The 25185-nt window shown below is 57.0% G+C and carries 20 protein-coding genes; 14 read left to right on the plus strand and 6 right to left on the minus strand.

The window, feature by feature from the left end; translation table 11 throughout:
* The first annotated feature begins 90 nt into the window (after positions 1-90).
* The gene (gene lipA / locus WD071_RS08365) at positions 91-1143 is read left to right on the plus strand and encodes a lipoyl synthase (protein WP_368047908.1); all 1053 of its coding nucleotides are present in this window, start codon (positions 91-93) and stop codon (positions 1141-1143) included.
* A gap of 52 nt (positions 1144-1195) precedes the next feature.
* On the opposite strand, the gene WD071_RS08370 is transcribed toward lipA, so the two are convergent.
* Positions 1196-2314, minus strand: coding sequence for a GGDEF domain-containing protein (locus tag WD071_RS08370; protein WP_368047909.1), 1119 nt, complete (start codon positions 2312-2314; stop codon positions 1196-1198).
* 275 nt (positions 2315-2589) lie between these two features.
* Here WD071_RS08370 and WD071_RS08375 point away from each other — a divergent pair, with 275 nt between their 5' ends.
* Together WD071_RS08375 and kynU are read left to right on the plus strand one after the other, a co-directional pair.
* The gene (locus WD071_RS08375) at positions 2590-3429 is read left to right on the plus strand and encodes an alpha/beta fold hydrolase (RefSeq protein ID WP_368047910.1); all 840 of its coding nucleotides are present in this window, start codon (positions 2590-2592) and stop codon (positions 3427-3429) included.
* A complete protein-coding gene (gene kynU / locus WD071_RS08380) occupies positions 3426-4676 on the plus strand; it encodes a kynureninase (RefSeq protein ID WP_368047911.1) in 1251 nt (416 codons plus the stop codon). Before WD071_RS08375 ends, kynU begins: the two co-directional genes overlap by 4 nt.
* Positions 4677-4711: 35 nt before the next feature.
* On the opposite strand, the gene WD071_RS08385 is transcribed toward kynU, so the two are convergent.
* Positions 4712-5473 (minus strand): hypothetical protein, encoded by a 762-nt coding sequence (locus tag WD071_RS08385; protein WP_368047912.1) that lies wholly within the window; start codon positions 5471-5473, stop codon positions 4712-4714.
* Between the two features lie 194 nt (positions 5474-5667).
* Between WD071_RS08385 and WD071_RS08390 the strand changes: the two genes are divergently transcribed.
* Positions 5668-6312 carry a response regulator gene (locus tag WD071_RS08390; RefSeq protein WP_368047913.1) on the plus strand — a complete coding sequence of 215 codons (645 nt, stop codon included), beginning with the start codon at positions 5668-5670 and terminating at the stop codon, positions 6310-6312.
* A 3-nt stretch (positions 6313-6315) separates the two neighbouring features.
* Here WD071_RS08390 and WD071_RS08395 read toward each other — a convergent pair whose 3' ends face one another.
* Positions 6316-7785 (minus strand): deoxyribodipyrimidine photo-lyase, encoded by a 1470-nt coding sequence (locus WD071_RS08395; RefSeq protein WP_368047914.1) that lies wholly within the window; start codon positions 7783-7785, stop codon positions 6316-6318.
* 180 nt (positions 7786-7965) lie between these two features.
* On the opposite strand from WD071_RS08395, the gene WD071_RS08400 reads away from it, so the two are divergent.
* From WD071_RS08400 to WD071_RS08410, 3 genes are all read left to right on the plus strand, one after another.
* Positions 7966-8946, plus strand: coding sequence for a radical SAM protein (locus WD071_RS08400; RefSeq protein WP_368047915.1), 981 nt, complete (start codon positions 7966-7968; stop codon positions 8944-8946).
* 10 nt (positions 8947-8956) lie between these two features.
* Positions 8957-9934, plus strand: a complete 978-nt coding sequence (locus WD071_RS08405; protein WP_368047916.1) for a helix-turn-helix domain-containing protein — start codon at positions 8957-8959, stop codon at positions 9932-9934.
* Positions 9935-10071: 137 nt separating this feature from the next.
* The gene (locus tag WD071_RS08410; RefSeq protein WP_368047917.1) at positions 10072-14022 is read left to right on the plus strand and encodes a choice-of-anchor D domain-containing protein; all 3951 of its coding nucleotides are present in this window, start codon (positions 10072-10074) and stop codon (positions 14020-14022) included.
* A gap of 9 nt (positions 14023-14031) precedes the next feature.
* Here WD071_RS08410 and WD071_RS08415 read toward each other — a convergent pair whose 3' ends face one another.
* Both WD071_RS08415 and WD071_RS08420 read right to left on the minus strand, forming a co-directional pair.
* Positions 14032-14544: an RNA methyltransferase gene (locus WD071_RS08415; RefSeq protein ID WP_368048144.1), complete on the minus strand. Its 513-nt coding sequence runs from the start codon at positions 14542-14544 to the stop codon at positions 14032-14034.
* 40 nt (positions 14545-14584) lie between these two features.
* Complete coding sequence (locus WD071_RS08420; protein ID WP_368047918.1) at positions 14585-15406, minus strand: crotonase/enoyl-CoA hydratase family protein; 822 nt, start codon at positions 15404-15406, stop codon at positions 14585-14587.
* A 462-nt stretch (positions 15407-15868) separates the two neighbouring features.
* Here WD071_RS08420 and WD071_RS08425 point away from each other — a divergent pair, with 462 nt between their 5' ends.
* The 5 genes from WD071_RS08425 (at position 15869) to WD071_RS08445 (ending at position 22789) form a co-directional block, all read left to right on the plus strand.
* A complete protein-coding gene (locus WD071_RS08425; RefSeq protein ID WP_368047919.1) occupies positions 15869-16372 on the plus strand; it encodes a GNAT family N-acetyltransferase in 504 nt (167 codons plus the stop codon).
* Positions 16373-16415: 43 nt separating this feature from the next.
* Positions 16416-16916, plus strand: coding sequence for a phage tail protein (locus WD071_RS08430; RefSeq protein WP_368047920.1), 501 nt, complete (start codon positions 16416-16418; stop codon positions 16914-16916).
* 57 nt (positions 16917-16973) lie between these two features.
* Positions 16974-17474: a phage tail protein gene (locus tag WD071_RS08435; RefSeq protein WP_368047921.1), complete on the plus strand. Its 501-nt coding sequence runs from the start codon at positions 16974-16976 to the stop codon at positions 17472-17474.
* Between the two features lie 17 nt (positions 17475-17491).
* Positions 17492-18025 carry a phage tail protein gene (locus tag WD071_RS08440; protein WP_368047922.1) on the plus strand — a complete coding sequence of 178 codons (534 nt, stop codon included), beginning with the start codon at positions 17492-17494 and terminating at the stop codon, positions 18023-18025.
* A gap of 90 nt (positions 18026-18115) precedes the next feature.
* Positions 18116-22789, plus strand: coding sequence for a beta strand repeat-containing protein (locus WD071_RS08445; RefSeq protein ID WP_368047923.1), 4674 nt, complete (start codon positions 18116-18118; stop codon positions 22787-22789).
* A 35-nt stretch (positions 22790-22824) separates the two neighbouring features.
* On the opposite strand, the gene WD071_RS08450 is transcribed toward WD071_RS08445, so the two are convergent.
* The gene (locus WD071_RS08450; protein WP_368047924.1) at positions 22825-23310 is read right to left on the minus strand and encodes a hypothetical protein; all 486 of its coding nucleotides are present in this window, start codon (positions 23308-23310) and stop codon (positions 22825-22827) included.
* Positions 23311-23513: 203 nt separating this feature from the next.
* On the opposite strand from WD071_RS08450, the gene WD071_RS08455 reads away from it, so the two are divergent.
* Together WD071_RS08455 and trpD are read left to right on the plus strand one after the other, a co-directional pair.
* Entirely contained in the window at positions 23514-24092 is a 579-nt protein-coding gene (locus WD071_RS08455; protein WP_368047925.1) for an aminodeoxychorismate/anthranilate synthase component II, read from the plus strand.
* A 43-nt stretch (positions 24093-24135) separates the two neighbouring features.
* Positions 24136-25173 (plus strand): anthranilate phosphoribosyltransferase, encoded by a 1038-nt coding sequence (gene trpD, locus WD071_RS08460; RefSeq protein WP_368047926.1) that lies wholly within the window; start codon positions 24136-24138, stop codon positions 25171-25173.
* The last annotated feature ends 12 nt before the right edge of the window (positions 25174-25185 follow it).

Consider the following 25185-nt stretch of genomic DNA (forward strand, 5'->3'; position numbering starts at 1 on the left):
TGACAACGGGCTGTTTTGGTGGTCTTATGGCGGGAGGCCAAATGCGGTATCATGGGCGTATTGGTTTTTTGATCACAGGATCAGGTTCAGATGAGTCATCAGCAGCGTCCGCCTTCAATTCCGAGTGGCAGCAAATTCCGCAGTGAGCAGGGATTTACCGCGATCAAGGACGGGGTGAAAAAATCGTCCGGTGCGGTCGAGCAGGTTGTGCCGATGGCGCGTAAGCCCAAGTGGCTGCGGGCGCGCATGCCCGGTGGCGAGCGCTTTGAGGCGGTGAAGGCGAATGTGCGGGAGAACCGGCTGAGTACGGTGTGTGAGGAGTCACATTGTCCGAACATTGGTGAGTGCTGGAACAACGGCACGGCCACGATCATGGTGATGGGTTCGGTGTGCACGCGGGCGTGCAAGTTCTGTGCGGTAGATACCGGGAATCCCGGTGGCTGGCTGGATGTTGATGAGCCGGCGCATGTGGCAAAATCGGTGGAACTGATGGGGCTGCGTTATATTGTGCTGACCTCAGTTGACCGTGATGATCTGGACGACGGCGGCGCGGCGCATTATGCCGCCTGTGTGGCCGCGATCAAGGCGCGTACGCCGCAGGTAACGGTTGAAGCGTTGACGCCTGATTTCAGTGGCGACATGGAGGCAGTGGCCCGGGTGGTGGAGTCGGGGCTGGAGGTGTTTGCGCAGAATGTGGAGACGGTAAAACGTTTGACGCATCCGGTGCGTGACCCGCGCGCCGGTTACCAGAAAACACTGGATGTGCTGGCGTTTGCCAAGCAGCATCGGCCGCAGGTACTGACCAAAACCAGTCTGATGCTGGGGCTGGGTGAAACTGAGGCGGAAATTCTGCAGACCATGGATGACCTGCGTGCGATTGGGGTAGATATTCTGACGCTGGGCCAGTATCTGCAGCCAACTCGTAATCATCTGAAAGTAGAGCGTTTCGTCAGTCCGGAAGAGTTCAATCGTCTTCGGGAGCTGGGTCTGGCCAAAGGTTTTATGGAAGTGGCCGCCGGCCCGCTGGTGCGTTCAAGTTATCGGGCGGATCGGGTGTTCGAGAAGAACAATCTGGGTATGCCTTTGCCGGCGTTGCCTGAGCTGACTGAGAATGAGAATCTGATTCCGCTCAAGGCTGTTTAATACGCCCAAGGCTGTTTAGTACTTTCGTACGCTCAAGGCTGTTTTAGTCCGCTCAAGGCTGTTGTTGATCAGCGTCCGCCTGGCTGACGACGATCTGATTGCGGCCGTTTTCCTTGGCAACATAGAGCGCTTCGTCGGCGCGTTTTAACGTGCTTTCTATGCGTTCTCCTGGCTGGTAGACAGCCAGGCCCTGCGAGACAGTGATGCGTTCGCCTTCGGGCAATTCTGCAAAGCTCAGGCTGGCGACACAATCCTGGATGCGTTGGGCCGTCCGCTTGGCGGCGTCCAGTGTGGATTCCGGCAGAATGGCAATAAACTCCTCGCCGCCGAAACGTCCCAGAAAATCCCCCTTGCGCATGATTTTGCGTAACTCGTCGCTGATTTTGCACAGAATGGCATCACCGGCATCGTGGCCCCAGGTGTCATTGATGCGTTTGAAATGATCTACGTCGAGCATGCTGACGCACAGCTCATCCTCATCCGCTGTGCGTCGCTCCACCCGGGCGACCTCTTGTGACAGTTGATCCATCAGTGAGCGCCGATTGGGCAGTTGGGTAAGCGGATCGCGTGCCGCCAATTCGGCCAACTCACGGTTCTTGTCCTTCAGCTTGAGGCGCATGCTGGAAATGAAACTGCCCAGATAGGCCACGGTCAGCAAAACCGATGCGTAGGTAAATACAATAATGATCTCAATCCGCCAGTCCATGCGTTCTGGCGCGAGCAGTTGCAGTGCTGCCAACAGCGCCATATAACTGGTCAGAATAAAGGCGCCGACAGACAACATGCCGCGGCGTGTCATGACAAATGAACCAAACATCAGGCCGCTGGTCGCAGTCAACAGGAAAACAGTACGTGCCTGTGGGTCGGTGACAAAAAACATGATGAACACCGCCGGCCAGATGGGGGTGACAATTTGTGCTGCGGTCATGCTGGGGTCTTTGAAGCGCAGATTGATGTCGGTTTTAAGCAGGAGAATAAAGCTGAGATCGGCGGAAAAGATCAGCAGAAAATAGATGGCGACGGGTAATCCCGGCAGCATGCCGAACAGGTAAAGTCCCCAGATAACCAGCCAGGTGCTGAATTGAGCGCCGAAGCCCCAGGTCATGCGTTGCAGGCGCAGCCGCTGATCCTTGGCATTCGAGTCAATTGCCTGTTGCTGATCCAGATCCATTTTGTTCCCGGGGCTTTTTATATCGGCATTCAATATCGGCCGATTTTGTTATTTTGTTGGGTGCGTATAGTGTCTCGGCAAAGTCAAAATTTCAAGCGTTAAAAAACACCGCCGATACTATCGTCCTGGTTGTCAGAGAGTATAGCCATGGTATGGCGGGCCCGAGTCAATGTAAGATTGAATCTATCTATTGATATAGACCTGATAATCGAGAATTCATAATGAATTTACAATGTCTAGTGCACCTGCCGCGATCCTGGCCTGGTATTGCTGTTATGGCCCTGGCGTTGACATCCTGCATGTCCCGGGTGGCCAGCACGGATATTGAGTATCAGACAGTTGATGCTGGCGTAGCCTACAGCGCGGTGGAGGCACTGACCTATCGCGAGCCGCATGCCCGCATTGCTTATGGCAATGACCCACTGCAACACGGGCTGCTTTGGTTGCCGAAAGAGCAGGCAGGCAGTGCCCGGTCGGCGGACAAGGCGCCGGTAGTGGTGTTGATTCATGGTGGTTGCTGGCTTAACGCCTACGACATCAACCATACCTATGCATTGAGCACTGCGCTGGCGCAGGCCGGTTATGCGGTATGGTCACTGGAATACCGACGCAGTGGGGATGCCGGTGGCGGTTGGCCGGGGACTTACCAGGATGTGCTGGCCGGTATCAATCACATAGAGCAGTTGCAGAACTATCCGATAGACAACGGGCGTTTTGTTATTGTTGGTCACTCCGCCGGTGGTCACCTGGCCCTGCTTGCCGGACGTGAGACGCCCGCTGCCAGTGCCGTTGTGGGCCTGGCGGCAATCACTGATATTATTGCTTATGCTGCTGGCAGCAACAGCTGCGAAACAGCAACAGCCCGGTTCATGGGCGGTACACCACAGGAGATGCCTGCCGACTATGCGGCGGCCAATCCCGCCGACCATACCACTCATGCCACCACCTTGCTGTTGCACGGCGGATCTGATGCCCTGGTGTCGGTCAACCAGGCGCTGCTGGTGGGGGCGCGCACGCTCTTTGTCGAGAGCGCAGGCCATTTCGATTGGGTGCACCCGGGCACGCGCAGCTTTAATGTGTTGTTGTCCACTCTGCAAAGTGTGTTGGCAGAATGACAAACGACCAACTGACGCTTATGGACGATCACGATCCGTTGGCCACAAAGTATGCCGACTTCGAACTGCCGACTGATATCGTTTATCTGGATGGCAACTCACTGGGTTGCCTGCCGCGGACTGCCAGACAGCGCGCCCGGGAGGTTGTCGAGCAGCAGTGGGGGCAGGACCTGATCAAAAGCTGGAATCTTCATGGGTGGATTGATCTGCCGGTGCATGCGGGGGATAAGATTGCCCGGCTGATCGGCGCTGCATCGGGCCAGACCCTGTGCTGTGATTCGGTGTCTGTCAATCTGTTTAAACTGCTCAGCGCTGCCTTGATGATGCAGAATGGCCGCAATGTGGTGTTGTCGCAACAAGGCAACTTCCCGACCGACCTGTACATGGTGCAGGGGCTGGGTAATCTGCTGGGCAGCGACAAATGCACATTGCGTCTGGCAGACGATGACGACGACCTTGAATCAAACATGGATGACGATGTGGCGGTGTTGTTATTGTCACATGTCAACTTCCGAAACGGCACTCTGTACGACATGAAAAAAATCACGGCGCAGGCGCATGCCAGGGGTATTCTGGTGATCTGGGACCTGGCTCACAGTGCCGGTGTGGTGCCGGTGCAGCTGGATGAATGTCATGTCGATTTTGCTGTGGGTTGCGGATACAAATACCTGAATGGCGGTCCCGGTGCGCCCGCGTTTTTATACGTTGCGGCGCGGCATCAGGGCACGGTCACGCAGCCCTTGAGCGGATGGATGGGGCATCAGGCGCCTTTTGATTTTGACAATAAATATGAAAGGGCGGCGGGTATCAGCGCTTTTCTGACGGGCACGCCACCTGTTGTGTCTCTGAGTATTCTGGACGCAGCGCTGGATGTGTTTGCTGACATCGATATGCTCGCCGTGCGCAAGAAATCGCTGGCGCTTGCCGCGTTGTTTATGCAATTGGTTGAGCAGATGGCCGGGCAGACACCCGCGATGTCAGCGCTGGTGCTGATCTCGCCACGCGATGAATCAATGCGGGGGGCTCAGCTGGCATACCGGCATCCGCAGGCCTTCGAGATCTGTCAGGCATTGATTGCCCATGGCGTGATTGCGGATTTCCGGGCACCGGATATTCTGCGCATGGGTTTCAGTCCCCTGTTCCTGCGCTACGCCGATATCGCCCGCAGTGTGCAGGTTCTGACCACCATCATGCGTGATGAATTGTGGCGCGATCCGGCTTTTGCTGTGAGACACAAAGTCACCTGAACCCGAGCTTGCCTTGCTCGCCTTAACAGGCAGTGTTAGCCCGGTTTGGCGGTGAATCGCAGCCGGTACTTGCGACTGAGGCGGGCAATGGCGAAGCCACCGATAACACCCGGCGCCACCCAGAACACAATGCCCAGACCGGCGAAACTGCCGCTCTGCAACAACGGCTCCAGCAGGCTGGCTGCCCCGACCACAAAAAATGCCGTGTAGGCGCTGATGCCGCCAACGATAAGTGCTCCCAGGTGCTCGATCCACCACTCTTTGGGGTGCGCAAGGTCGGCCTTGAAGCTGTAACGCAGATAACCAATCGCCAGCCAGGTTTCAAGGGCGCCAAATATCAGCAATAAGGTATTGCCTCCGCGTGCCCCGACGACCAGCAGGGTCAGGCCGGCAGCCAGCAATGCCAGGCACAAGGCGACCTGCGAGGGCTTGCGCAGGATACGGCGATCCTCCTTGCCTCTGATAACGAGCCAGCCGTGCCGCGTGGCAGTCAGTACCAGTATGCTCAGCGACAGCAAAAAAGTGGCGGTGGAACGGATGCCTGCACTGATCGCGACCTGAGATTCGGGTGTGGTTACATCCGCCGCCGGGTGCATAGTCAGCGGCCGCCAAAGATCCAGCGATGCCATCAGTACCCCTGACCAGCCCACGGTGTACATGATAAGGGCGAAAATTCGGCCAACGCGCTTGTGATTGACGGATCCCTTTTTGCTGAGGGCGGGTACCCAGAATATGATCAGGGCGACGATGCCAACGGCGATATGCAGATAAAGAGCGGATTGATGCAGCCAGATCATAGGGCGGGTCTCCGTTGCCTGATGTTGGTAAATATCGAGGTTTATGATGAGATGCCTGTTCTGATAAGGACAGTGCCGAAAGGCATTTTCATGAGGGTGACTTATGACCTAGTGCTAGCGGAATTGTCTGTATGGCATACTGTAACTGGAATAACTGTCACTCAGCGATGTCCGTTCCGCTGTCGGAGCCCTGAATGAAAATACGTGTCATGTTGGCTGAAGATCAGAATCTGGTGCGCCTGGGTATTTGCAGTCTGCTTGAGCTCAGCGAGGACATCGAGGTTGTGGGGCAGGTCGAAGACGGCAGCCAGGTGGTCGACGGCATCAGGCAATTCAAACCGGACGTTCTGTTGATTGACATTCGGATGCCAAAAATGACAGGCATCGACGCTTTGCATGCCATGCGTGAAGCCGATTGTTTGGTGCCCAGCATCATTCTCACCACGTTTGATGACAGTCAGCTGGTGATGGAGGGCATCACGGCAGGTGCCAAAGGCTATTTGCTGAAGGACGTATCGCTGGAGAGCCTGGTGGGCGCGATTGAGGTCGTTCATGCCGGTGGCACCCTGATGCAGCCGGCGCTGACAGAACGCATTCTTAAGGGCCTGTCGACCATGGAGCCACGCTTTGACAATATGAGCGCGGCAGAGGCCCTGAGCGACAAGGAGATCGAGGTGCTGCGATTGATGGCCGGTGGTTTCAGCAATCGCGAAATTTCCAATACCATCCACAAATCCGAGGGCACCATCAAGAATCAGGTGTCCTCCATTCTGGAAAAGCTGGGCGTGCGTGATCGCACCCAGGCCGTCCTGCGGGCCATCAACCTGGGTCTGCTTTAAGGCTCAGGACAGGCTTTTGAAGGCGGCCAGTGCTGCCTCGCGTGAAGCCTTCAACGCAACGACCGGGTTGGGATAGTTCTCGTCCAGACGAATGCCGGCACTGCGCAGCACATCAGCAGGGGCATCAAACGGAGCGTGAATATGCTTGTCGGGCAGCGCCGCAAGCTCCGGCAGGTATCGCCTCAAGTAGTCACCTTCCTTGTCGAATTTCTGGCTTTGCAGCACCGGGTTGAACACACGGAAATAGGGTGCAGCATCGGCGCCGCAGCCTGCGATCCACTGCCAGCTTGCGCTGTTGCTGGCCAGGTCGGCATCCACCAGGCAGTCCCAGAACCAGGCTTCCCCCTCATGCCAGTGCAACAGCAGGTTTTTCACCAGGAATGATCCCACGACCATTCGCACCCGATTGTGCATGTAACCGGTCTGCCACAACTCGCGCATGCCGGCATCGACCAATGGTATGCCGGTATTACCTTGCTGCCACGCGCGCGAGCGCCCGGCGTCCTTTTGCCAGGGGAAAGCATTAAAGCGCTTCTGGATGGCGACGCTCGGCAGTTCAGGGTTGTGATACAGCAGAGAATAGGAGAATTCGCGCCAGCCGATCTCGGACAGGAAGGTATCCAGGTCGTTCTCCAGGCCGCCGACAGTCCCCGCCGACTGCGCTTCGTGCCAGACCTGCCGGGGCGAAATTTCGCCGAAATGCAGGTAGGGGGATAAACGCGACACGTTTGTCCTGGCCGGGAAATTGCGGCCTTCCTTGTAACCGTGCAGGCCCTCGTTGAGAAATTGTTGCAGTCGCTGCCAGGCTGCTTTTTCCCCGATGTGCCAGGTGGCGGCCATGGTCTGGTCCCAGGGTATTGTTGGCAACAGGCCCAGCCTGTCGATACCAGCCTGGCCCATATGATCTCTCAGCCAGGAGGCACTGTTTCCTGCTTTGCTGGCATCCATGACAGTATTGGCAAGCTGGCGTGGCACTGGCAAAGGCTGCGCGGGCGGTTCTGCTTTTAGACAGCCGCGTCGATAGAAGGGTGTAAAAACCCGATACGGCGTCTGGTCATCTTTTAATATACGCCACGGTTCCCACAACAGGGAGCCATTGCTGCTGTAGACCACGGTGCCATTGCCGTTGAGTTGTTTCTTGAGTTCACTGTCCCGCTTGATGCGCCAGGGTTCGTAGCAGCGGTTCCAGTAGACGTCATCTGCCTGCGCAGCCTCGACCAGCCTGGGCAGCAAGGTCAGCGGATCACCCTGCAATACCAGCAACTTGCCGTTCAGGGATGCGGACAGCGCGCTGAGCGAATGATGCAGCCACCAACGGCTGGCGCCGCCCATGGCCCATTCGCCACTGTTGCTGTCATCCAGTATGTAGACAGGAATGCTATTGCCGTTGTTGCTGGCTTCGTACAATGCGGGATTGTCGGCCAGACGCAGGTCCTGGCGGAACCAGACGATGTTGGTGCGTGGTGACGACATGGCAAAACCCTCCCTGTAAATGGCGCAATGATGTTCATACGCATTCCGGCGGGTCAAGGATCAACTGTGATCCGTCATTGCAGAGTGAACCGGCTCAACAAAATACGGCTCAAATCTGCTATCTTGTGTCTGTTCATGATCTTCACTGTCACCCGGGTCGTATATACCCAAGAGGATTTTATGTCTGTCAGCTCTGCTGAAAAATCAGTACATTCAGTGCGTGGAGAAATCCCCGTGATAAATCTGGTATCACCTCGCTACGCGGACAGCTGGACCCATACGCGCGCAGGAGAGCCGCGCGGCTACATTGATGCGAATCAGTTGCGCGAACTGTGGATACATACCGGCACCGCCTGCAACCTGGCCTGCCCGTTTTGCCTGGAGGGCTCAAAACCCGGTGACACGCGTATCCCCGCCATGACGCTTGATTTGCTCAAGCCCTTCATTCACGAAGCGGTGGATATTGGCGTTGAACAGTTTTCCTTTACCGGCGGCGAACCTTTTGTGATCCGTGATTTTGTTAACATCCTGGATTACGCCAGCCAGCATAAGCCCTGTTTTGTGCTGACCAATGGTACCCGGGTTTTGATGCAGCGCTCGCATCAGATCCTGCCTTTATTGAACAATCCCTACCCTATCAGTTTTCGCATCAGTCTCGATTACCCGGATGCCGCCCGTCACGACGAAGGTCGGGGCGAAGGCAGCTTTGCGGAGTCCCTGCAGGCAATCCGCTGGCTGCACGAAAACGGGTTCAAGGTATCAGTGGCGCGGCAGATGGAAGCCAATGAAAACAGCGCCGCAATCGAAGATGAGTATCGTTCACTCTTTCGCCGGCATGAAATACCACAGTCTGTGGCTTTCACTGCATTTCCCGATTTTGGGATACCTGGCACTGAAGATGGAAGTCCCGAAGTGACCGAGAGCTGCATGGATAAATATCCCACGCAGCAAAGCCGCGACCATTTTATGTGTACCCACACTCGTATGCTGGTCAATTCGGAGCGAGGTGTGCGGGTTTATGCCTGCACGCTGGTGGATGACGATCCGGATTATGATCTGGGCGGGAGCCTGGCCGACAGCATGCGTACGCGCATCATGTTGCGACATCATCGGTGTTTTAGCTGTTATAAATTTGGTGCCAGCTGCAGCGCCCCGGTTTAGGTAAATGGTTATGGGTAAGGACATCCACGCCGGATTCGAGAGCATTGCTACCGACGACTCCTCCGTGCACGCGCAGGCTCAGGCGTGGCTGCAGGTAGAGTATTCCCAGATTGACGCGGGCCAGTTCAGTGGCAGCATTGCCAGACGGGAACTGGGCCCGGTTACCACCTTTCTTGAGTATCAAAACAAATCGGTGCATAAACGTGCACAGGTGCCCTCGAATCGCTGTACGATATCGATGATTGACCATGGTCACGATGCTGCGCGTTTTATGCGGCACACGATGGAAGATGATAATCAGATTTACCTCATGCATGCCAATACCGATTGTGACCTGGTCATCCCTGGTGGTGTGTCCACGTGTTATGTGGTGATGGAGGAAAGCGAACTGATGGGCAGTATTCGCGCCCTGGGTGCCGAAGGCTGGGATACGGATGTGACTGGCTTGCAGGTGTTCAAATCTGGCAAAAGCCGTCAGTTGCTGGAACAGCTGACCGGTATTGCATTGCATCAGACACAACTCACAGATAGTGCGCAAAACCAAGGCGCGGAGCCGGGCAAAGCGCTGTTGCATCAGCTCGCACTTATCGTTCATAACGCCTCACTGGCCGGAGCGGACGGCGCGCCGGGACAACAACTGCGGCAGCGCAGACTTGAGGTCGTGCGAAGGACCCGGGACTATATTCTGAGCTGCCTGGATCAGCATGTCAGCCCCAGTGTGGTTGACATCTGCAATAATGTGGGCGTTGGCGCGCGCGTGTTGCAGTACAGCTTTAACGATTACCTGCAGATTACCCCGGTCGCGTATTTGCGTATTCTGCGCCTCAACAAAGTACGCCAGCAGTTAATGGCGCCTGCCCATAAAGAGCTGACAGTCACCGACATTGCCACCCGCTTCGGCTTCCTGCACCTGAGTAACTTCGCGCGAGACTATGCCAGCCTGTTTGGTGAGCGCCCCTCGGCAACGCTTCAGCGCGCGATGCGCTGAGCCTGCTCAAAAGGTTTTTCGCCCACCTGTGACACAACAAATCCTTCAAAAAAGCGGAAATGTGATAGTCGTCCCCCCGCGTTACCCGGATCATGACTGGTTATTTGTAATCATTCATGAATCAAGGGTCCACCGCCATGCCCCGCCTAGTTTCCAGATACAAGTGTCAAATCGTCAGAACTATTGTATTGGCCGGCCTGCTGTTGACCGTTGCTGACGCAGCATCGGCACAAGACCGGATTTACTGGGACGGCGGCAACACGATACAGAATGGTACCGTGGACGGCGGCGATGGTACCTGGGACGAGGTCTCCACTAACTGGACCAATCAAACGGGCACAGCGAATTACGGCGCCTATGGCCTTGGTGCCCTGCCGGACCGGCGGTTCACTGGCACGGGGGGCACGGTCAATGTCACCGCGGCTGCGGCACAGGCAGGCCGGATGCAGTTCAGCAGCAGCGGTTATCGCCTGGAGGGGGCCGCCGTTGATGTGCAGGGGCGGCTGGTACTGAGCACCGGCACTACCACTACCATAGCAAACGCCCTGACTGCCGATGGTCTGGAGTCGGCCAGCACTGGGGCGCTGATCATCGATGCCACAGGCACGCTGCAAATAGACATGGGCGAGTCGGTGGCGGCCATGGCCGGCAATATCACCAATAATGGGACGCTGGTGTTTAATCGCTCTGACGACCTGACGCTATCTAACCCAATCAATGGCTCAGGCCTCATCCGGCAACAGGGCGCGGGTATGCTGACATTAAATCGCGCAGGTGCGACGTATAGCGGCAATGTGGAAGTCATCAATAGCACATTCAGGCCTAACAATGTCGAAATCCTTGGGGTCGTGGCGCTGGATGGTGGCACCTTGAGGAATCTTCAACCGACGGATCCGCCCGCCGAAATAGCATTAAGAGCAGGTGGTGGCACGATTTTTGTCGATGTTCCGACTTTTGGTACGGGCAACAACATCAGCGGCATTGGCAAACTGACCAAGACCGGGGGCGGTCAGCTGCGACTGAAAGGCGACAGGACGTTCTCGGGCGGCATGGACATTAACGAGGGTTCGGTTGTTTTTCGTGACTCGGGCAGCGCGGTAACCTCCCCGTTTGGCAGCGGTCTGCTCACGGTGGCGGCAGGTGCCCGTCTGGACCTGGCCGACACAATGACTGTGCCAAACGCGGTCTCACTGGTAGACACCAGTGACTTGCGAATATCAACTGTTTTTCCGATAACGCTGTCTGGCAACATCAATTTTGGCGGTGGCTCCGAATCATTAAGATTGCTGGGAGGGACTACTTCTGAGCAAACAGTGAATTTTTCCGGCATATTGTCCAACGGGGGTTTTATTGTTGATGCGACTGCCGTCAGCAGCGCTCGCACACTGGAGTTCAGTGGCGCGGCCGCCAATACCTACACCGGTCTCACACGGTTGCAAACGGTCGCCGGGGCCGGTCTGCGTTTTCGTCTCAACAAGAGCGACAACGTCATGGCGGTTCCCGGTAACCTGACCGTGGATACGGGTACGCAGGTGGTTGTCGCCGCCCATGAACAGATTGTGGACACCGCCACCGTGGAGTTGGGGACGGGCGCCGTAATAACACTTGGTGACGGTTCGGCTGTTACCGAAACGATCAACGTATTAAGCGGCGCCGGTGCCATGGGGTTGACCTCTCTCAGTGAGGTACGTGTGGCCAGCGGTACCTTCAGTGGGGTTATCAGCGGCGACGGTTCTTTGGTGAAGCAGAGTAGCGGGACGCTGACGCTGTCAGGTGACAGTACTTACACCGGCAGTACCACTACCGCTGCGGGTCAGTTGCGGGTCAGTGGCAGTCTGGCCGGTGGTGTGGCCGTAGCCAGTGGCGCCACCCTGTCAGGAACCGGCACAGTCGGTGCTGTGCAGGTGGCCAGTGGCGGGATTGTGGCGCCCGGCGCGAGTGCGGGCACCCTGAGCGCTTCGGATCTCGAGCTTGGTGCAACATCAGTGCTCAATTTCGAATTAGCGGCACCTGGCACTGTGGGTGGAAACGTTAATGACCTGATTCAAGTCACCGGTGATCTGGTGCTGGATGGCTTGCTGAATGTTTCGGATCTGGGCGGTTTGGCGGTTGGCACCTATACATTATTCACCTACTCGGGTTCGCTGACGGATAACGGGCTGAGTATCAACACGGTACCAGCGGGATTTGTTTACAGTATCGATGCCACGCAGGCGAATGCAGTCAATCTGGTGGTGGCGGCTGTCGATTCAAAAATTGCCCTGTCAGTCAGCGTGCTTAACTTTGGTACGCGCAGCATCCATGCGGCAGCGACGACCCGGACGCTAAGCATTACTAATGATGGCAATGTGCCTGTCAACATAGGTGCGCTTGCTCTCGGCGGAGATCATGCCGCCGATTTCACTGTGGTGACCGATGCCTGCAGCAACAGTGCGCTGGCCGTAGACGGTGACTGCAGCATCAGCGTCAGTGTCGACGCTTCTGTCTCGGGCTTGCGTAGCGCGCAGTTGAACATCCCTTCCGATGCCGGGGATAACCCGCACGCTGCGGCACTGACCGTGCGCATGATCGGTGATCCCGTTCTTGGGGGGCTCGATGGCAGCAGCCAGACCTTCCGTATTGGCAATGGCCCGCTGCAGCTTGACCCGAACGCGGCCGCGCGCCTTGAGATGCCGGGTGCGGTGAATCTGGATGGCGGCAGGCTGAAGGTGGAGATGATCAGCGCCGCGAACGCTGCCGAAGATGTGCTGTCGTTTTTGACCAGCGGCGCTGTCAGCCTGTCGGCAACCACGGTAGGCAGCGATGTGCTGGTGAACAGTGTGGTGATCGGCACGCTGGATAATGCCATCGGTGCTGGCGAAGTACTCAGTGTCACATTCAGCGACGCGGCAACTGTCATTCGGGTACAGACGCTGATGCAGGCCATCACCTATCGGAATCTAAACAGCGCAGACCCGGTCAATGGCGTGCGTGAGGCACGGATAACGCTGAGCTATCTGGGTCAGGATATTGCGGCCACCGTGGCAATTGATGTGCAGCCACAACCTCCCGCGCCGCCACCACCGCCAACACCGGCGCCGCCGACAGTCGTGACGGGCAATGTCACCACGGATACAGCCGGGGAGCCCGGTCAGCCAGTGACTATAAGTAGTGCGACGGTTAGTGGCGATGTCTCTCTCGCTCATGTGATCATCGGATCTGGCGTGACCCTTGAGTCGGGCATCATGCTGGGCGCAGGAGTGATATTCCAGGCGCCCGGTCTGATTCAGGCTATTGGCGACATTGCCGTCTTCACTATTGACGGGGCGACCATCGAGCAACTGGCCAACGGCCAGCTACGGATTACAGCTGAAGGCTATAGGGCGTTGATACTGCCAGTGGAGATTGTGCAAGCCCAGGGGGCACAAACCGCCGGCATCTACTTCGGCAACAATGGTGATGTCTTGCTGTTTACGGAAACGGGTCTGGGTATCCGTGCCTATGCTTTGCACGTGGATACTGAACTACTCCAGAACCTGTTGTCGACGCTGGCGCTGCAGCCGACCTATACCTCGACAGGCAAATTGGTGGTCACACCATTTGAGGAGCAAACGGAAACTTCCGACCAGGTCAATGTCGCGAGGGTTCAGGCGCTGCAGAGAGAGGAGATTTATTTCAGCGCGCGCGCCGATGTAACGGCCATTTCGGCAGACCAGTCAGGAACCCCGGGTATCACGGCGTACACGGTGCCGGGCCTGGGGACTGCGCAGCAGCAGACCTCGGTGTTTACCGGTGAAGACGGAACGCTGATGCAGCAAGACCTGATGCCCACACCTGCTGACTGGTCTGCGCTGCAGGGTGCCTTGCTGGGTCTGGGTGGTGTGACCGCGGTGAGTATCGATACGCGTGGTGTGATTCAGGTCAGTATTGATGGGGTTGTTCTGCGCGGCGCGATGGACTACACCGTTGTGCGGGCTGCTGCGGATGGCAATGCGGATGCATTGGTGCTGGATACAGTGGGCGACCTCACCGGCAATGGCGTGGATGACTACCGTGTCACCTATGCCAATGGTGATAAACAGTACCTGTTCGTGTATGAGCAGGAGTAGCCAGCGTGGTCAGGGTTTAACAAGCAGGCGGTTGTTGGTGTCGCGGCTGCGTTTTATCACGTCATTGCTATCGGCAGTGATCTCTGATTTGCATAGCCGGTCGTATAATACGACGTTGACCGACGCCGCCAGATTCATGCAGCCGACCGTGGGTATGAATACGACATGGTCGGCGGCATCAATCAGGGTCTGCGGCAGGGAGCCATCTTCCGGTCCGAACAGATAAATCGCGTGCGGCGGATGGATGAAAGTCGGCAGCAGAGTGGCGCCTTCGGCAAATTCCACGCAGACCACCTGGGTGTCGACCGGCAGGTTTGCCAGCAGATCAGTGACATGTGTCAAGGGTATTTTTGAACTGATATTTTTGGTATCGGTCTGATACTTCACGGCGCGCGAAAAGCGCTGGCCGGTATAGCGCACCGCACCGGCCTGATAGCAACCGGCAGCACGCATGACCGAGCCGACATTTTCCGGGCTCTTGGGGTTGTGCAATGCAATTGTGACCGTCTGATATGACTGCATCATGATCAATGTTGACCTGGTTCCCGATCGGGCGTACGCATCAGTTGTCCTTGAATGCCGGCGGGCGTTTCTCAAAGTAGGCTTGCACCGCTTCATTCTGGTTGGGTGAGCCGATCAGTTTGTAGATTTCCTCGCGCTCAGCCGCAAACTGCTCAGCGGCCTCTGCCCTGAGCTTGCGGCTCAGCAGGCGCTTGGCGGCGCGCACAGCGTCGGGGCTGCGACTGGCGATCTCGGTGGCGAGGGTTTGCGCCGCCAACAGTGGATCCTCCGACAAATGGCTGATCAGCCCCAGCGTGTGTCCTTCGTCGGCCTGAAGAATTTTTGCCGTGTAAATCAGTTCGCGAGCCACATCTGGTCTCACCAAATGTGACAGCATCAACGTACCGGTCATGTCCGGAATCAGGCCCCAGAAAACTTCGCGCACCGACAGTTGGGTATCGGGGTGGGCAATACGGATGTCGGCGCACAACGCAATCTGCATGCCGCCCCCCAGTGCATGGCCTCGCAGGGCGGCAATCACCGGTACCGGAATTTCCTGCCAGACCCAGCACACCTGTTGCGCCAGATGAGTAATGGCGTCGTCGGCGACCATGGTGCCGATGGTGGAGGTTTTGCCATCACGCTGCGACATGCCTTTAAATGATCCGAAATCCAGTCCTGCGCAAAAGGATTCACCTTCGCCGGACAGCACCACGGCGCGCAGGCCCGGTAAAGTCTTTAACGCTTCGCCGGCCGCAGCCAGCGACTGAAACAGGGCGTCATCCAGCGCATTGCGTTTGTCTGCCCGATTCATGCGCACATCGGCGACGCCCTGGTTCACGCTGACCGTCACGCGGTTGTCCTTGATTCCGTTGATGTGCATGTGGCCTCCTGACGGGCACTAACTAACGTTACGTTTCTATAAATACGGGTGTCGCTGTGGCGGCGACAGGTGCGAGTGGCCCGGAAAGCGTGGATTATACGCGACGCCGCAGCCGGAACAAGCGGTTGTTCGGCAGAGCCTGTGCTATCGCGTCGCTGCGGTCGGATGGCTCATGACTCATGCGCTGGGCCTGGGTATGTGCGGTGTGCGTGATATTTGGTAAAAAGGTTAATTTTTTTGTCAGTGTATAAACTGAGCGTTCCTGCAATTTGTTAATTTACTATCTGTATTATTGAACGTAATTATTGTCATGTCTAAAAATGTGATGTTCATCACATGTTGGGATTGTTGTTTGTTGATAGCCTTGATTGATCAGTTCGACATGCGCAAAATGTCCAGATGTCAATTCACCCTGAAGCTCTGGGCACAGCAACGCTAACCCTGCCTGACAAGGCCTCTGTTATGACTGCTTGCACTGAAGTCTGTCTGCGGCGATCTGTGCCGTCGCACGATGCCCCGTTTCTTTTTGCACTGTATATCGCTACGCGAAGACAGGAGGTGGCGTCCTGGGGTTGGAGCGATGCCCAGACGCGTGATTTTCTGAGTATGCAATGGGAGCTGCAGAAAAAAGCCTATGATATTCAGTACCCCGATGCCTGCGATATGCTGATTATGTGCGGCAGGGAAGCATCGGGCCGATGTCTTATTCAAGAATCAGCAAATATTCTGCATTTGATTGACATCGCGCTGTTACCGGAATTTCGCGGCCTGGGTATCGGCAGCCATGTATTGCAGCTGTTGCAGCGTGCCGCCACGGAGCGTTGTATACCCCTTAAGCTTAGCGTTGCTATGAATAACTCCGCGCAGGATCTTTATCGTCGTCATGGCTTTTACGAAACCTACAGTTCTGAAACGCATATTGCCATGCAGTGGCAGCCGTCAGTCGCTGTGAACAGGAACATTTAGAACAGGACCATTTCTAGATTGTAAAACAGACTGGAGAATAATAATGAGTGATTCCTATGTTGGCGAAATCCGCATGTTCGGCGGCGACTTCGCACCGGTAGGCTGGCATGTTTGTGATGGCAGACTGTTGCCGGTCAGCGACTATGACGCGTTGTTCGCGCTGATTGGCACAGCCTACGGAGGGGATGGTCAACGAACGTTTGGTCTGCCGGACCTGCGTGGTCGGGTTCCTGTGCAAATGAGCAACAGCATGCAGTTAGGCGCCACAGGAGGCGTGGAAACGGTGACGCTAATCGCCCAGCAGCTGCCCGCTCACACCCATGTCGTCAACGCGAGCACGGCGGCAGGTAGTAGCAATTCACCAACCAATCATGTCTGGGCGAGCAGCGATGCCATAGCGCCTTATCAATCAGCCGCACCCACCGTCACCATGAGTCCGGACGCTGTCGCTGTGACAGGTGGCAACCAGTCACACGAAAACGTCATGCCGAGCCTGGTCGTCAACTTCATCATCTGTCTGTATGGCAATTTTCCGACCGGGTAGGTGGCGCAGTCGGAGCAGGTAACCTGATCACACAACAATACAAAAAGGAGCGGACTCATGGCGGAACCCTATCTGGGCGAAATCAGGGTGTTTTCATTCAACACCATCCCCAAAGGCTGGATGCGCTGCGAAGGGCAGTTGCTGCAGACTAATCAAAATCAGGCGCTGTTTTCTCTTCTGGGCGACGTGTACGGGGGCAATGGAAGTACAACCTTCGCGTTACCGGATTTGCGCGGTCGTGTTCCGATGCACGTATCACCGGCGCACAAGCAGGGCGAGGCCGGTGGTGAAGCAACTCATACCCTGACTATCAACGAGCTGCCGCCGCACAGTCACGCTGTGGCCGCCAGTTCCGCTGTCGGCACGGTAACCACGCCGGAGGGAAATGTGTGGGCGAACAGCGGCGACAATCCGATGTATGCCGAGCGTCCTGATACCAAAATGCAGGCGGACGCCCTGGCCCACAATGGTGGCGGTCAACCGCATGAAAATATGCAGCCCTGGCAGGTGCTGTCACTTTGCATCTCGGTTGAAGGCATTTATCCCTCGCGAAACTGAACAGGAGAACAACAGACATGGAGCCTTTTATTGGAGAAATTCGCCAGTTCGCTGGCACCTTTGCGCCGCGAGGCTGGCAATTGTGTGATGGGCAGTTATTGCCGATAAGCAACAATACCGCACTGTTCTCAATTCTTGGGACAAAGTTTGGTGGCGATGGCCGAAACACATTCGCGTTGCCCGATCTTCGTGGCCGGGCACCGATGGGGCAGGGAAGCGGCCCGGGCCTGACCCCGCGCAAGATGGGAGACAGGCCGGGGAAAGAATCGGTAGGGTTGCAGGAAGCACAAATGCCCTCGCACAGTCATACGGCCAATGCGTCTACAGTGGCATCCAGTACGCAAGCGTCCCCCGGCGAGAATGTGTGGACAGCGCGAGGCAGTGGCCGGGGCGGAGATGGTCACCCGATCTACAGTGCTTCGACCAATACAAATATGCACCCGATGGCGTTGGGAACAACTGGAAACGGGCAGCTGCATAACAACATGCAACCGTATTTGCCGGTCAACTTCATCATTGCTGTTCAGGGGTTGTTCCCGAGCCGTCCCTAGACACTGAATGCAGGAGTAAACAGTGACAGCCGGCGAAACGCCGACTGTCACTTATAACTATTCCGATGGGTAAGCTATAAGGCAAGCGCAATGAGTCATCTTTTAGAATGCAGGCCACCGATGTTAACTGCTTGCCGGAAAGAAGCTATTTTTCGTCTTTCTGCAACCAACGTCAATGTCAAAAACCGGGGAAGAAAAGCCTGGCATTGTCTGTTTCAAGGCGTTGCCATACTGCTTTTCTCGCTCACCAGCTTAGCGGTTCACGGGCAGGCGCTGGTTGAGTACGATATACGAAACCTCACCTGGAATGGCAGTCCCCTGGCAGCAACCACGGTTGATGCGAATGTCGAGGCCGGCGATATTACTGTGACCGGTCCTGCCGCGTTCGATAACGATTTCTGGGCAGGCTCGTCACAAAATATGTTTCTCACGGGCTGGGCTGGCAGCCAGAACATGAGCCAGGACTACTATGAGTTCACCGTATCAGCCGCATCCGGGTATGAACTGAACCTTGATAATGTCGCGGTGGGCGTGGCGAATGAAAACGACATTACCGATAGCGTAAACGAGTTCAGAGGACCGATTACGTTTCGACTCTACGCCAGTGTGAACGGCTTTGGCATCAATGACTACATTGCCGAAGTTGCTATTCCACATGAATCCGGGGGGGTCATCAGGCAACGTATTCTGTCTGCGGCGCTGGGTGCGGCGTTTAAAGGTATTACTTCGGCGACGTTCCGCGTCTACGCGTTTGGTGACGTTGGCGCCAGTGGGGCAGGAGGCATTGCCAACTTTAGTGGCGATTTTACCCACAGTAGCACAGAGTTCTCTCCTGTGATCGCCAGCGAGACTTCAAACGTCATTATCAGCGGAACCTCTACAACCGTGCCAGATGCTCCCACCAATGTGCAGGCGACAGCAGGTGACGCACAGGCGAGTGTCGCCTTTGACGCGCCGGCGTCCAACGGCGGGGCGGCGATCACCAGCTATACCGTGACATCAAGCCCCGGCGGTTTGACGCAGAGTGGCGGCAGCAGTCCGATCGTGGTGACGGGATTGACCAACGGCGACGCTTACACCTTTTCAGTGACGGCTACCAATCCTACGGGCACCGGTGCCGCGTCGACGGCCTCCAGTGCCGTCACGCCAATGGGTGCGCAGACCATAACGTTCGCCAACCCGGGTGCGCAAGACTTTGCCACCTCTCCGACGCTGACTGCCACCGCCAGCTCAGGATTGACCGTCAGTTTCAGTTCCACCACAGCAGGCGTGTGCACAATCACCGCCGGTGGCGCATTAACGCTTGTGGCGCCAGGTACTTGCACCATCAATGCGAACCAGGCGGGCAACCCGGAATTTAATCCGGCGCCACAGGTGGCGCAAACTTTCCAGGTGAATGCCGTGCTCCCGGGCGCGCCTGAGATAGGCACTGCAACGCTGAGTAGTGCGGAAGCAACAGTCACCTTCACGCCGCCCGCATTCACGGGCGGCGCCGCAATCACCGGGTACACCGTCACCTCAAGCCCTGGCAACATCACCGCCAGCGGCACCGGCTCGCCCATTACTGTCACGGGGCTCGGCAACGGTACCTCGTACACCTTCACGGTCACCGCGACCAACAGTGCGGGCACCGGGCCGGCATCGGCAGCGTCAAATTCCGTCACACCCACCGTCACACAAACCATCACTTTTGCTGACCCGGGCAACCAGGATTTTGGCACCAGTCCGCAGCTGGCAGCCTCGGTCAACTCGCCCCTCGATGTCGAGTACAGTACTGACACACCGGCAGTGTGCACGGTGACCACGGGTGGCGTGCTCACGTTTGTTGCCACGGGCAACTGTACCATTCATGCGGATCAGCCCGGTGCCAGTGGATACGAGCCGGCACCTCGCGTCACCCAGACCTTTGCTGTCAATGCTGTGGTGCCGGGCGCACCGACCGCCGTGACAGCGGTGGCGGGAGACCAGCAGGCTACCGTATCCTTTTCGCCGCCGGCGTTCGACGGTGGCGCAAGCATTACCGGGTATACGGTCACTTCCAACCCCGGCGGCTTCACTGGCACCGGCGCGGCCTCGCCGATTACGGTATCGGGCCTGAGCAATGGCACGTCGTATACCTTCAGTGTCACCGCCACCAACGCTGCCGGCAGCAGTGCTGCTTCGGCTGCGTCGACTTCCGTGGTGCCACGATCCGCTCAGACCATCACCTTCGCTCAACCAGCTGATCAGGACTTCGGTACCACGCCGCAATTAGGCGCAACGGCCAGCTCGGGTCTGACCGTGGTATTCAGCTCGACCACGCCTGCGGTCTGCACCGTCACCACTGCAGGTTTGTTAGGCTTTGTGTCGGCAGGAAGCTGCGAGATTGACGCGGACCAGTCGGGCGATGCCGCCTGGCTGGCGGCGACAACGGTTACACGCAGCTTCGAGGTGCTGGCCGTGGCGCCCGGCGCGCCAACCATTGGCAGCGCCACGGCGGGAGACGCCGAGGCGACAGTCACCTTCACGGCGCCGGGTTTCGAAGGTGGCAGCGCGATCACGCAGTATACCGTGACGGCATCGCCCGGTGGCCTCACCGGTACCGGCGTTGCCAGTCCGATCACGGTAGGCGGTCTCACTAACGGCACGTCGTACACGTTTGCGGTTACCGCTGCCAACGGCATTGGCAGCGGCGCCGCTTCGGCGGCTTCCAACGCGGTTGTACCGAAAGCTGACCAGGTCATTACCTTTGGCAATCCGGGTGTGCAAAACTACCATGAGACACCTACCCTGAGTGCCACGTCTGATTCGGGCCTGGCAGTGGTGTTTACAGCCGATGCCGGCTCCTCGGCCGTGTGCGACATTACCACCGGCGGCACGCTGAACTTCCTGGATGTTGGCAACTGTACGATCCATGCAAACCAGCCCGGCAGCAGTGCGTTCAACGCGGCTACCCAGGTCTCCCGGACGTTCACGGTCGAACAGGTCAACCGGGCGCCGGAACTCACCGTGGTGGCGACAGTGACCTATGTGCAAGGCGCCGCGCCGCAAAAACTGGATGCCAGTGCTGCCGTTGCTGATCCGGATCTGGATGCCCTGAACGCGGGTGACGGTAACTATACGGGCGCAAGTCTGGTCATCGCGCGCGACGGCGGTGCCAATGCCGACGATCTGTTCTCTCTGGTCGGCGTCGGCTCGCTGACTGTGGCTGGCGGGCCCGATGGCGGCGGATCAGTCAGCGTTGGCGGCGACATCATTGCCGTGATTGCCGATACCGGCGAAGGACAGTTGCAGCTGAGTTTTCAGAACAATGGCACCATTGCAACGCGCGCATTGGTCAATGAAACCCTGCGCGCGGTGCATTACGCCAAGGTCAATAGCAGTCCAACGGGAAGTTTTGTTATGGTCTGGACGTTCAATGACGGTAATTCTGTCGCGGATGAACAGGGCACAGGCGGCGCCAGGGACGATGCGGCATCCCAGACTGTTAATGTGCAACTGCCACAGCCAGCTGACCAGGGCAATGTTGTCAGCACCCAGACATCGGTGAATCACACCAGTGGTACGCTGACAATCACTGCGGGTGGCGTGGTGACCGGCGGCACCCTCGGCGGCACGGTCGTTAACAACGGCACCATCGGTGGCAATATCACATTGCTGGCGAATGTTACCGTCAGCGGCGGTACGATTTCCGGCCGGCTCACCGGAGACCCGGAGCAACCTGCCCTGATCAATGGCGGTAACATCACGGCCGGCGCAGAATTGTCCAATGTTGTGATCGGTGCTGATACGGTGCTGGAGCCGGGTGTCGAACTGGGCCCGAATGTGAAGTTCGAATCGGAGGCGTCCATCCCTCCGTCCATGGATCTGACGCGCGCGCTGAAGTCCGTTCCGTGGGGAACGGGTGATGAATTTCAGTTGGTGGATATGTCGGATGATGTCCTGGCAGGGAGCGAGAACCAGCCGCCGGTGCCCCTGATAAACTTCGTACAACTGATGCAGGGCCTTGCGCAATCCGACGTTGATGTTACGCAGAATGGCGAAATCGAGGTGATCACGGATGACTTCAGGAGTCTTGTGCTGCCCGTGTCCGTCAGCCAGGCTGACCCGGATACGCCGGAGGGCGTTTATTTCAACGACGATGGCGATATTGTCCTGATCACAGAAAGTCGTCGTGTTGTGGTGGCATATCCGGCACTGATAAACGAGTCTGCGTTTCTGGCTGCGCTGAATGCGCAAGGTCTTCAGCTGCAATATGATACGCGGGCGAACCTGGTAGTTGGTGCAGGCAATGACCAACAAAGTCTGATGGACGGTGGTCCGAACATTTTGTCGCTGGCGTCAAACCAGTACTACTCTGGTCGGCCCGAAGTCATGGCCGTACCTGCCCATCGCGGCACAGTCCCCGGGCTGGTTGACTACCCGATTGCCGGGCTGGGCAACGTAGGCGGAATATCACTGATATTCGAGAACGGCGAAGGAGACCTGATGGAGCAGGATATCGTGCCCGTGCCGTTAGACTCGAAGGCGTTGCGTGAGGCGATCGCAAACATCGATGGCGTAACCAGTGTCCGCATTGGTACCGATGGTGTGATCGTTGCCAGCGTTGATGGAGTAGCTATCAGGGGCCGCGTAGACTATGTGGTCTACCGTGCGGCAGGATCCCAGCGCGACGAACTGGGACTTCGCCTGGTTGGTGACATCAGCGGCAATGGTCTTTCTGACTATGAAATCACCTACACCAACGGAGATCAGCAAATACTATTCATCTACCCGGTTGAGTGACCGTGTTACCCATCGTTTGTCGGGTACATACAAACCTACATTTCCCTGAGTGAATTGTAGGCCTTGCTCAGTGCTATTCGCTCCAGTTCCTCCCCATCGTGCAGGTCCTTGAACACGTCGCGTACCTCGGGAACATTGCTGCTGTCGTGCAGCACAGACAGCAGTTCTTCAATATGGCTGTCGGCGCGGCTGCCAAGGCTGTAGATGTCATCCGGGCTCAGCCTCGCAGTTGTTTCTGGTTTCATCTGAGCTTCCATCTCGCTGAGGAGGTCATTGGGGTTCTCCGGATAGGACTTCTGCAGCATGGTGTCCAGAATGCGCTCGGGCGCATTTTTCTCATAACCGGACAGCGTTTCAACCAGACGCAGCTCGCGGCGCTGCATTTCTTCAGCCAGCAGTTTGGCGTACTTGTCGTCCACCATGGCGTTGAGGCGGCCATACATGTCGGCAAGCTGTGAATGGAAGCTGATCAATATCTTCAGCAGATCGGCTACGCTGTCATAACTGGGTACGCGAGTCATGCGTTTTCCTCCTGGGTCGTTTGTTTCATGTCTTATCCCGTACAAGATTACCTGTTTCCACCCCCGTTCGTCAGTTCGGATAAGCTCATAGTGTACTGATATTGCGTCGGAGAGGTTTATGTCTGTGCCGTTTTAGGAGAAAATGCAGCACTCTTGGCGCCGGATTTTCGGCGCGATGTCAGGTTTCCAGGGGACAACCGGCAATGATCTTGATGATCGACAATTATGACTCGTTTACCTACAACATCGTGCAATATCTGGGCGAGCTGGGGGCCGATGTGCAGGTGTACCGCAATGATGCGCTGTCATTGGCGGATATCGAGGCGCTGGCACCTGCGAAAATCGTGATCTCGCCGGGCCCGTGTTCGCCCAGCGAGGCGGGCATCTCCATTGATGTAATTAAACACTTCGCCGGCAGGATACCCATTCTGGGTGTCTGTCTGGGCCATCAGAGCATTGGTCAGGCCTTTGGCGGTGATGTGATCAGGGCCCGCCAGGTCATGCATGGCAAGCTGTCGCCGATCTGCCATAGCAATACTGGTGTGTTCCGGTCCTTGCCCAGTCCGTTTACAGCCACCCGTTATCATTCGCTGGTAGTGGACAGCAAGACCTTGCCTGAGTGCCTTGAAGTGACGGCCTGGACCCAGATGGAAGACGGCAAATTGGACGAGATCATGGGTTTGCGACATAAAACACTGGCAATTGAAGGGGTGCAGTTTCACCCTGAATCCATCCTCAGCGAGCATGGTCATCAGTTGTTGAAGAATTTTCTGCAAAGCTGATTCAGGCTGACAAAAACCGGCCCAGATAAACGAGAACGCATTTATGGATATCAAGCAGGCCATCCGGCACCTGGCCGAAAAACAGGATTTAAGCGCTGATGATATGGCTGGTCTGATGCGGGAAATCATGACCGGACAATGCACTGATGCTCAGGTGGGTGCCTTTCTGGTTGCCTTGCAGATGAAAGGGATAAAAACGCCTGAGTTGCTGGGCGCGGTGCGTGTCATGCGTGAACTGGCAACGCCGGTAGCGGTGCCGCCGGATGCACATCTGGTGGATACCTGTGGTACCGGTGGCACCGGCACGGATACCTTCAATATTTCGACATCGGCGGCCATGGTCGCTGCCTGCGCGGGCGCACGTGTGGCCAAACATGGCAATCGTGGCGCAACCAGTAAAAGCGGCAGCGCTGATGTGCTGGAGGCAGCCGGGGTTAACCTGGCGATAAAGCCGGCGCAGGTCGCTGAATGTATTGAGCAGATTGGTGTCGGGTTCATGTTTGCGCCCGGGCACCACAGCGCCATGAAACACGTTATTGGCCCGCGTCGCGAACTTGGTGTGCGCACCATTTTTAATATGCTGGGGCCGCTGACCAATCCGGCCTCGGCACCGAATCAGGTGTTGGGGGTATTTGATCCGGTCTGGATTGAACCGATACTGGAGGTCCTGAAGGAGCTGGGCAGCCGCCACGTCCTGGTGTTGGCATCGGAAGACGGTCTGGATGAAATCAGCATTTCGGCCACTACCCAGATCGGTGAACTGCGCGATGGGCACATTGTGCGGTACAGTGTCAGTCCGGCAGATTTTGGCATGAATCAGCGCGATGGTTTTGCCATGTTGCAGGTCAGCTCGCCACAGGAAAGTTATGAACTGGTACAGAGCGCACTGACCTATGACAACGAAGCGGCCGGCGATATAGTTGCGCTGAACGCGGGTGCGGCAATTTACGCCGCCAATCTGGTGGACGATTTGCCGGCAGGTGTTCTCCGTGCGCAAGCCATTTTGCGCACGGGTGAGGCCCTGCAGAAACTGCAGGCCCTGGCTGCCTTTACCTCCGCCATGAAAGGCTCGGATGCTTAACACCTCAGGGTT

It is taken from the genome of Pseudohongiella sp., assembly GCF_040877505.1.
Taxonomy (GTDB): Bacteria; Pseudomonadota; Gammaproteobacteria; order Pseudomonadales; family Pseudohongiellaceae; genus Pseudohongiella.

Coding starts and splice junctions, on each gene's coding strand:
- WD071_RS08395 (WP_368047914.1), bottom strand. CDS start 7,785: ATGTCGTCACCACGCACCAACATCGTCTGGTTCCGCCAGGACCTGCGT.
- WD071_RS08420 (WP_368047918.1), bottom strand. CDS start 15,406: ATGCACATCAACGGAATCAAGGACAACCGCGTGACGGTCAGCGTGAAC.
- WD071_RS08455 (WP_368047925.1), top strand. CDS start 23,514: ATGATCTTGATGATCGACAATTATGACTCGTTTACCTACAACATCGTG.
- kynU (WP_368047911.1), top strand. CDS start 3,426: ATGACAAACGACCAACTGACGCTTATGGACGATCACGATCCGTTGGCC.
- WD071_RS08405 (WP_368047916.1), top strand. CDS start 8,957: ATGGGTAAGGACATCCACGCCGGATTCGAGAGCATTGCTACCGACGAC.
- trpD (WP_368047926.1), top strand. CDS start 24,136: ATGGATATCAAGCAGGCCATCCGGCACCTGGCCGAAAAACAGGATTTA.
- WD071_RS08410 (WP_368047917.1), top strand. CDS start 10,072: ATGCCCCGCCTAGTTTCCAGATACAAGTGTCAAATCGTCAGAACTATT.
- WD071_RS08435 (WP_368047921.1), top strand. CDS start 16,974: ATGGCGGAACCCTATCTGGGCGAAATCAGGGTGTTTTCATTCAACACC.
- WD071_RS08375 (WP_368047910.1), top strand. CDS start 2,590: ATGGCCCTGGCGTTGACATCCTGCATGTCCCGGGTGGCCAGCACGGAT.
- WD071_RS08430 (WP_368047920.1), top strand. CDS start 16,416: ATGAGTGATTCCTATGTTGGCGAAATCCGCATGTTCGGCGGCGACTTC.
- lipA (WP_368047908.1), top strand. CDS start 91: ATGAGTCATCAGCAGCGTCCGCCTTCAATTCCGAGTGGCAGCAAATTC.
- WD071_RS08400 (WP_368047915.1), top strand. CDS start 7,966: ATGTCTGTCAGCTCTGCTGAAAAATCAGTACATTCAGTGCGTGGAGAA.
- WD071_RS08425 (WP_368047919.1), top strand. CDS start 15,869: ATGACTGCTTGCACTGAAGTCTGTCTGCGGCGATCTGTGCCGTCGCAC.
- WD071_RS08415 (WP_368048144.1), bottom strand. CDS start 14,544: ATGCAGTCATATCAGACGGTCACAATTGCATTGCACAACCCCAAGAGC.
- WD071_RS08445 (WP_368047923.1), top strand. CDS start 18,116: ATGAGTCATCTTTTAGAATGCAGGCCACCGATGTTAACTGCTTGCCGG.
- WD071_RS08440 (WP_368047922.1), top strand. CDS start 17,492: ATGGAGCCTTTTATTGGAGAAATTCGCCAGTTCGCTGGCACCTTTGCG.
- WD071_RS08385 (WP_368047912.1), bottom strand. CDS start 5,473: ATGATCTGGCTGCATCAATCCGCTCTTTATCTGCATATCGCCGTTGGC.
- WD071_RS08450 (WP_368047924.1), bottom strand. CDS start 23,310: ATGACTCGCGTACCCAGTTATGACAGCGTAGCCGATCTGCTGAAGATA.
- WD071_RS08370 (WP_368047909.1), bottom strand. CDS start 2,314: ATGGATCTGGATCAGCAACAGGCAATTGACTCGAATGCCAAGGATCAG.
- WD071_RS08390 (WP_368047913.1), top strand. CDS start 5,668: ATGAAAATACGTGTCATGTTGGCTGAAGATCAGAATCTGGTGCGCCTG.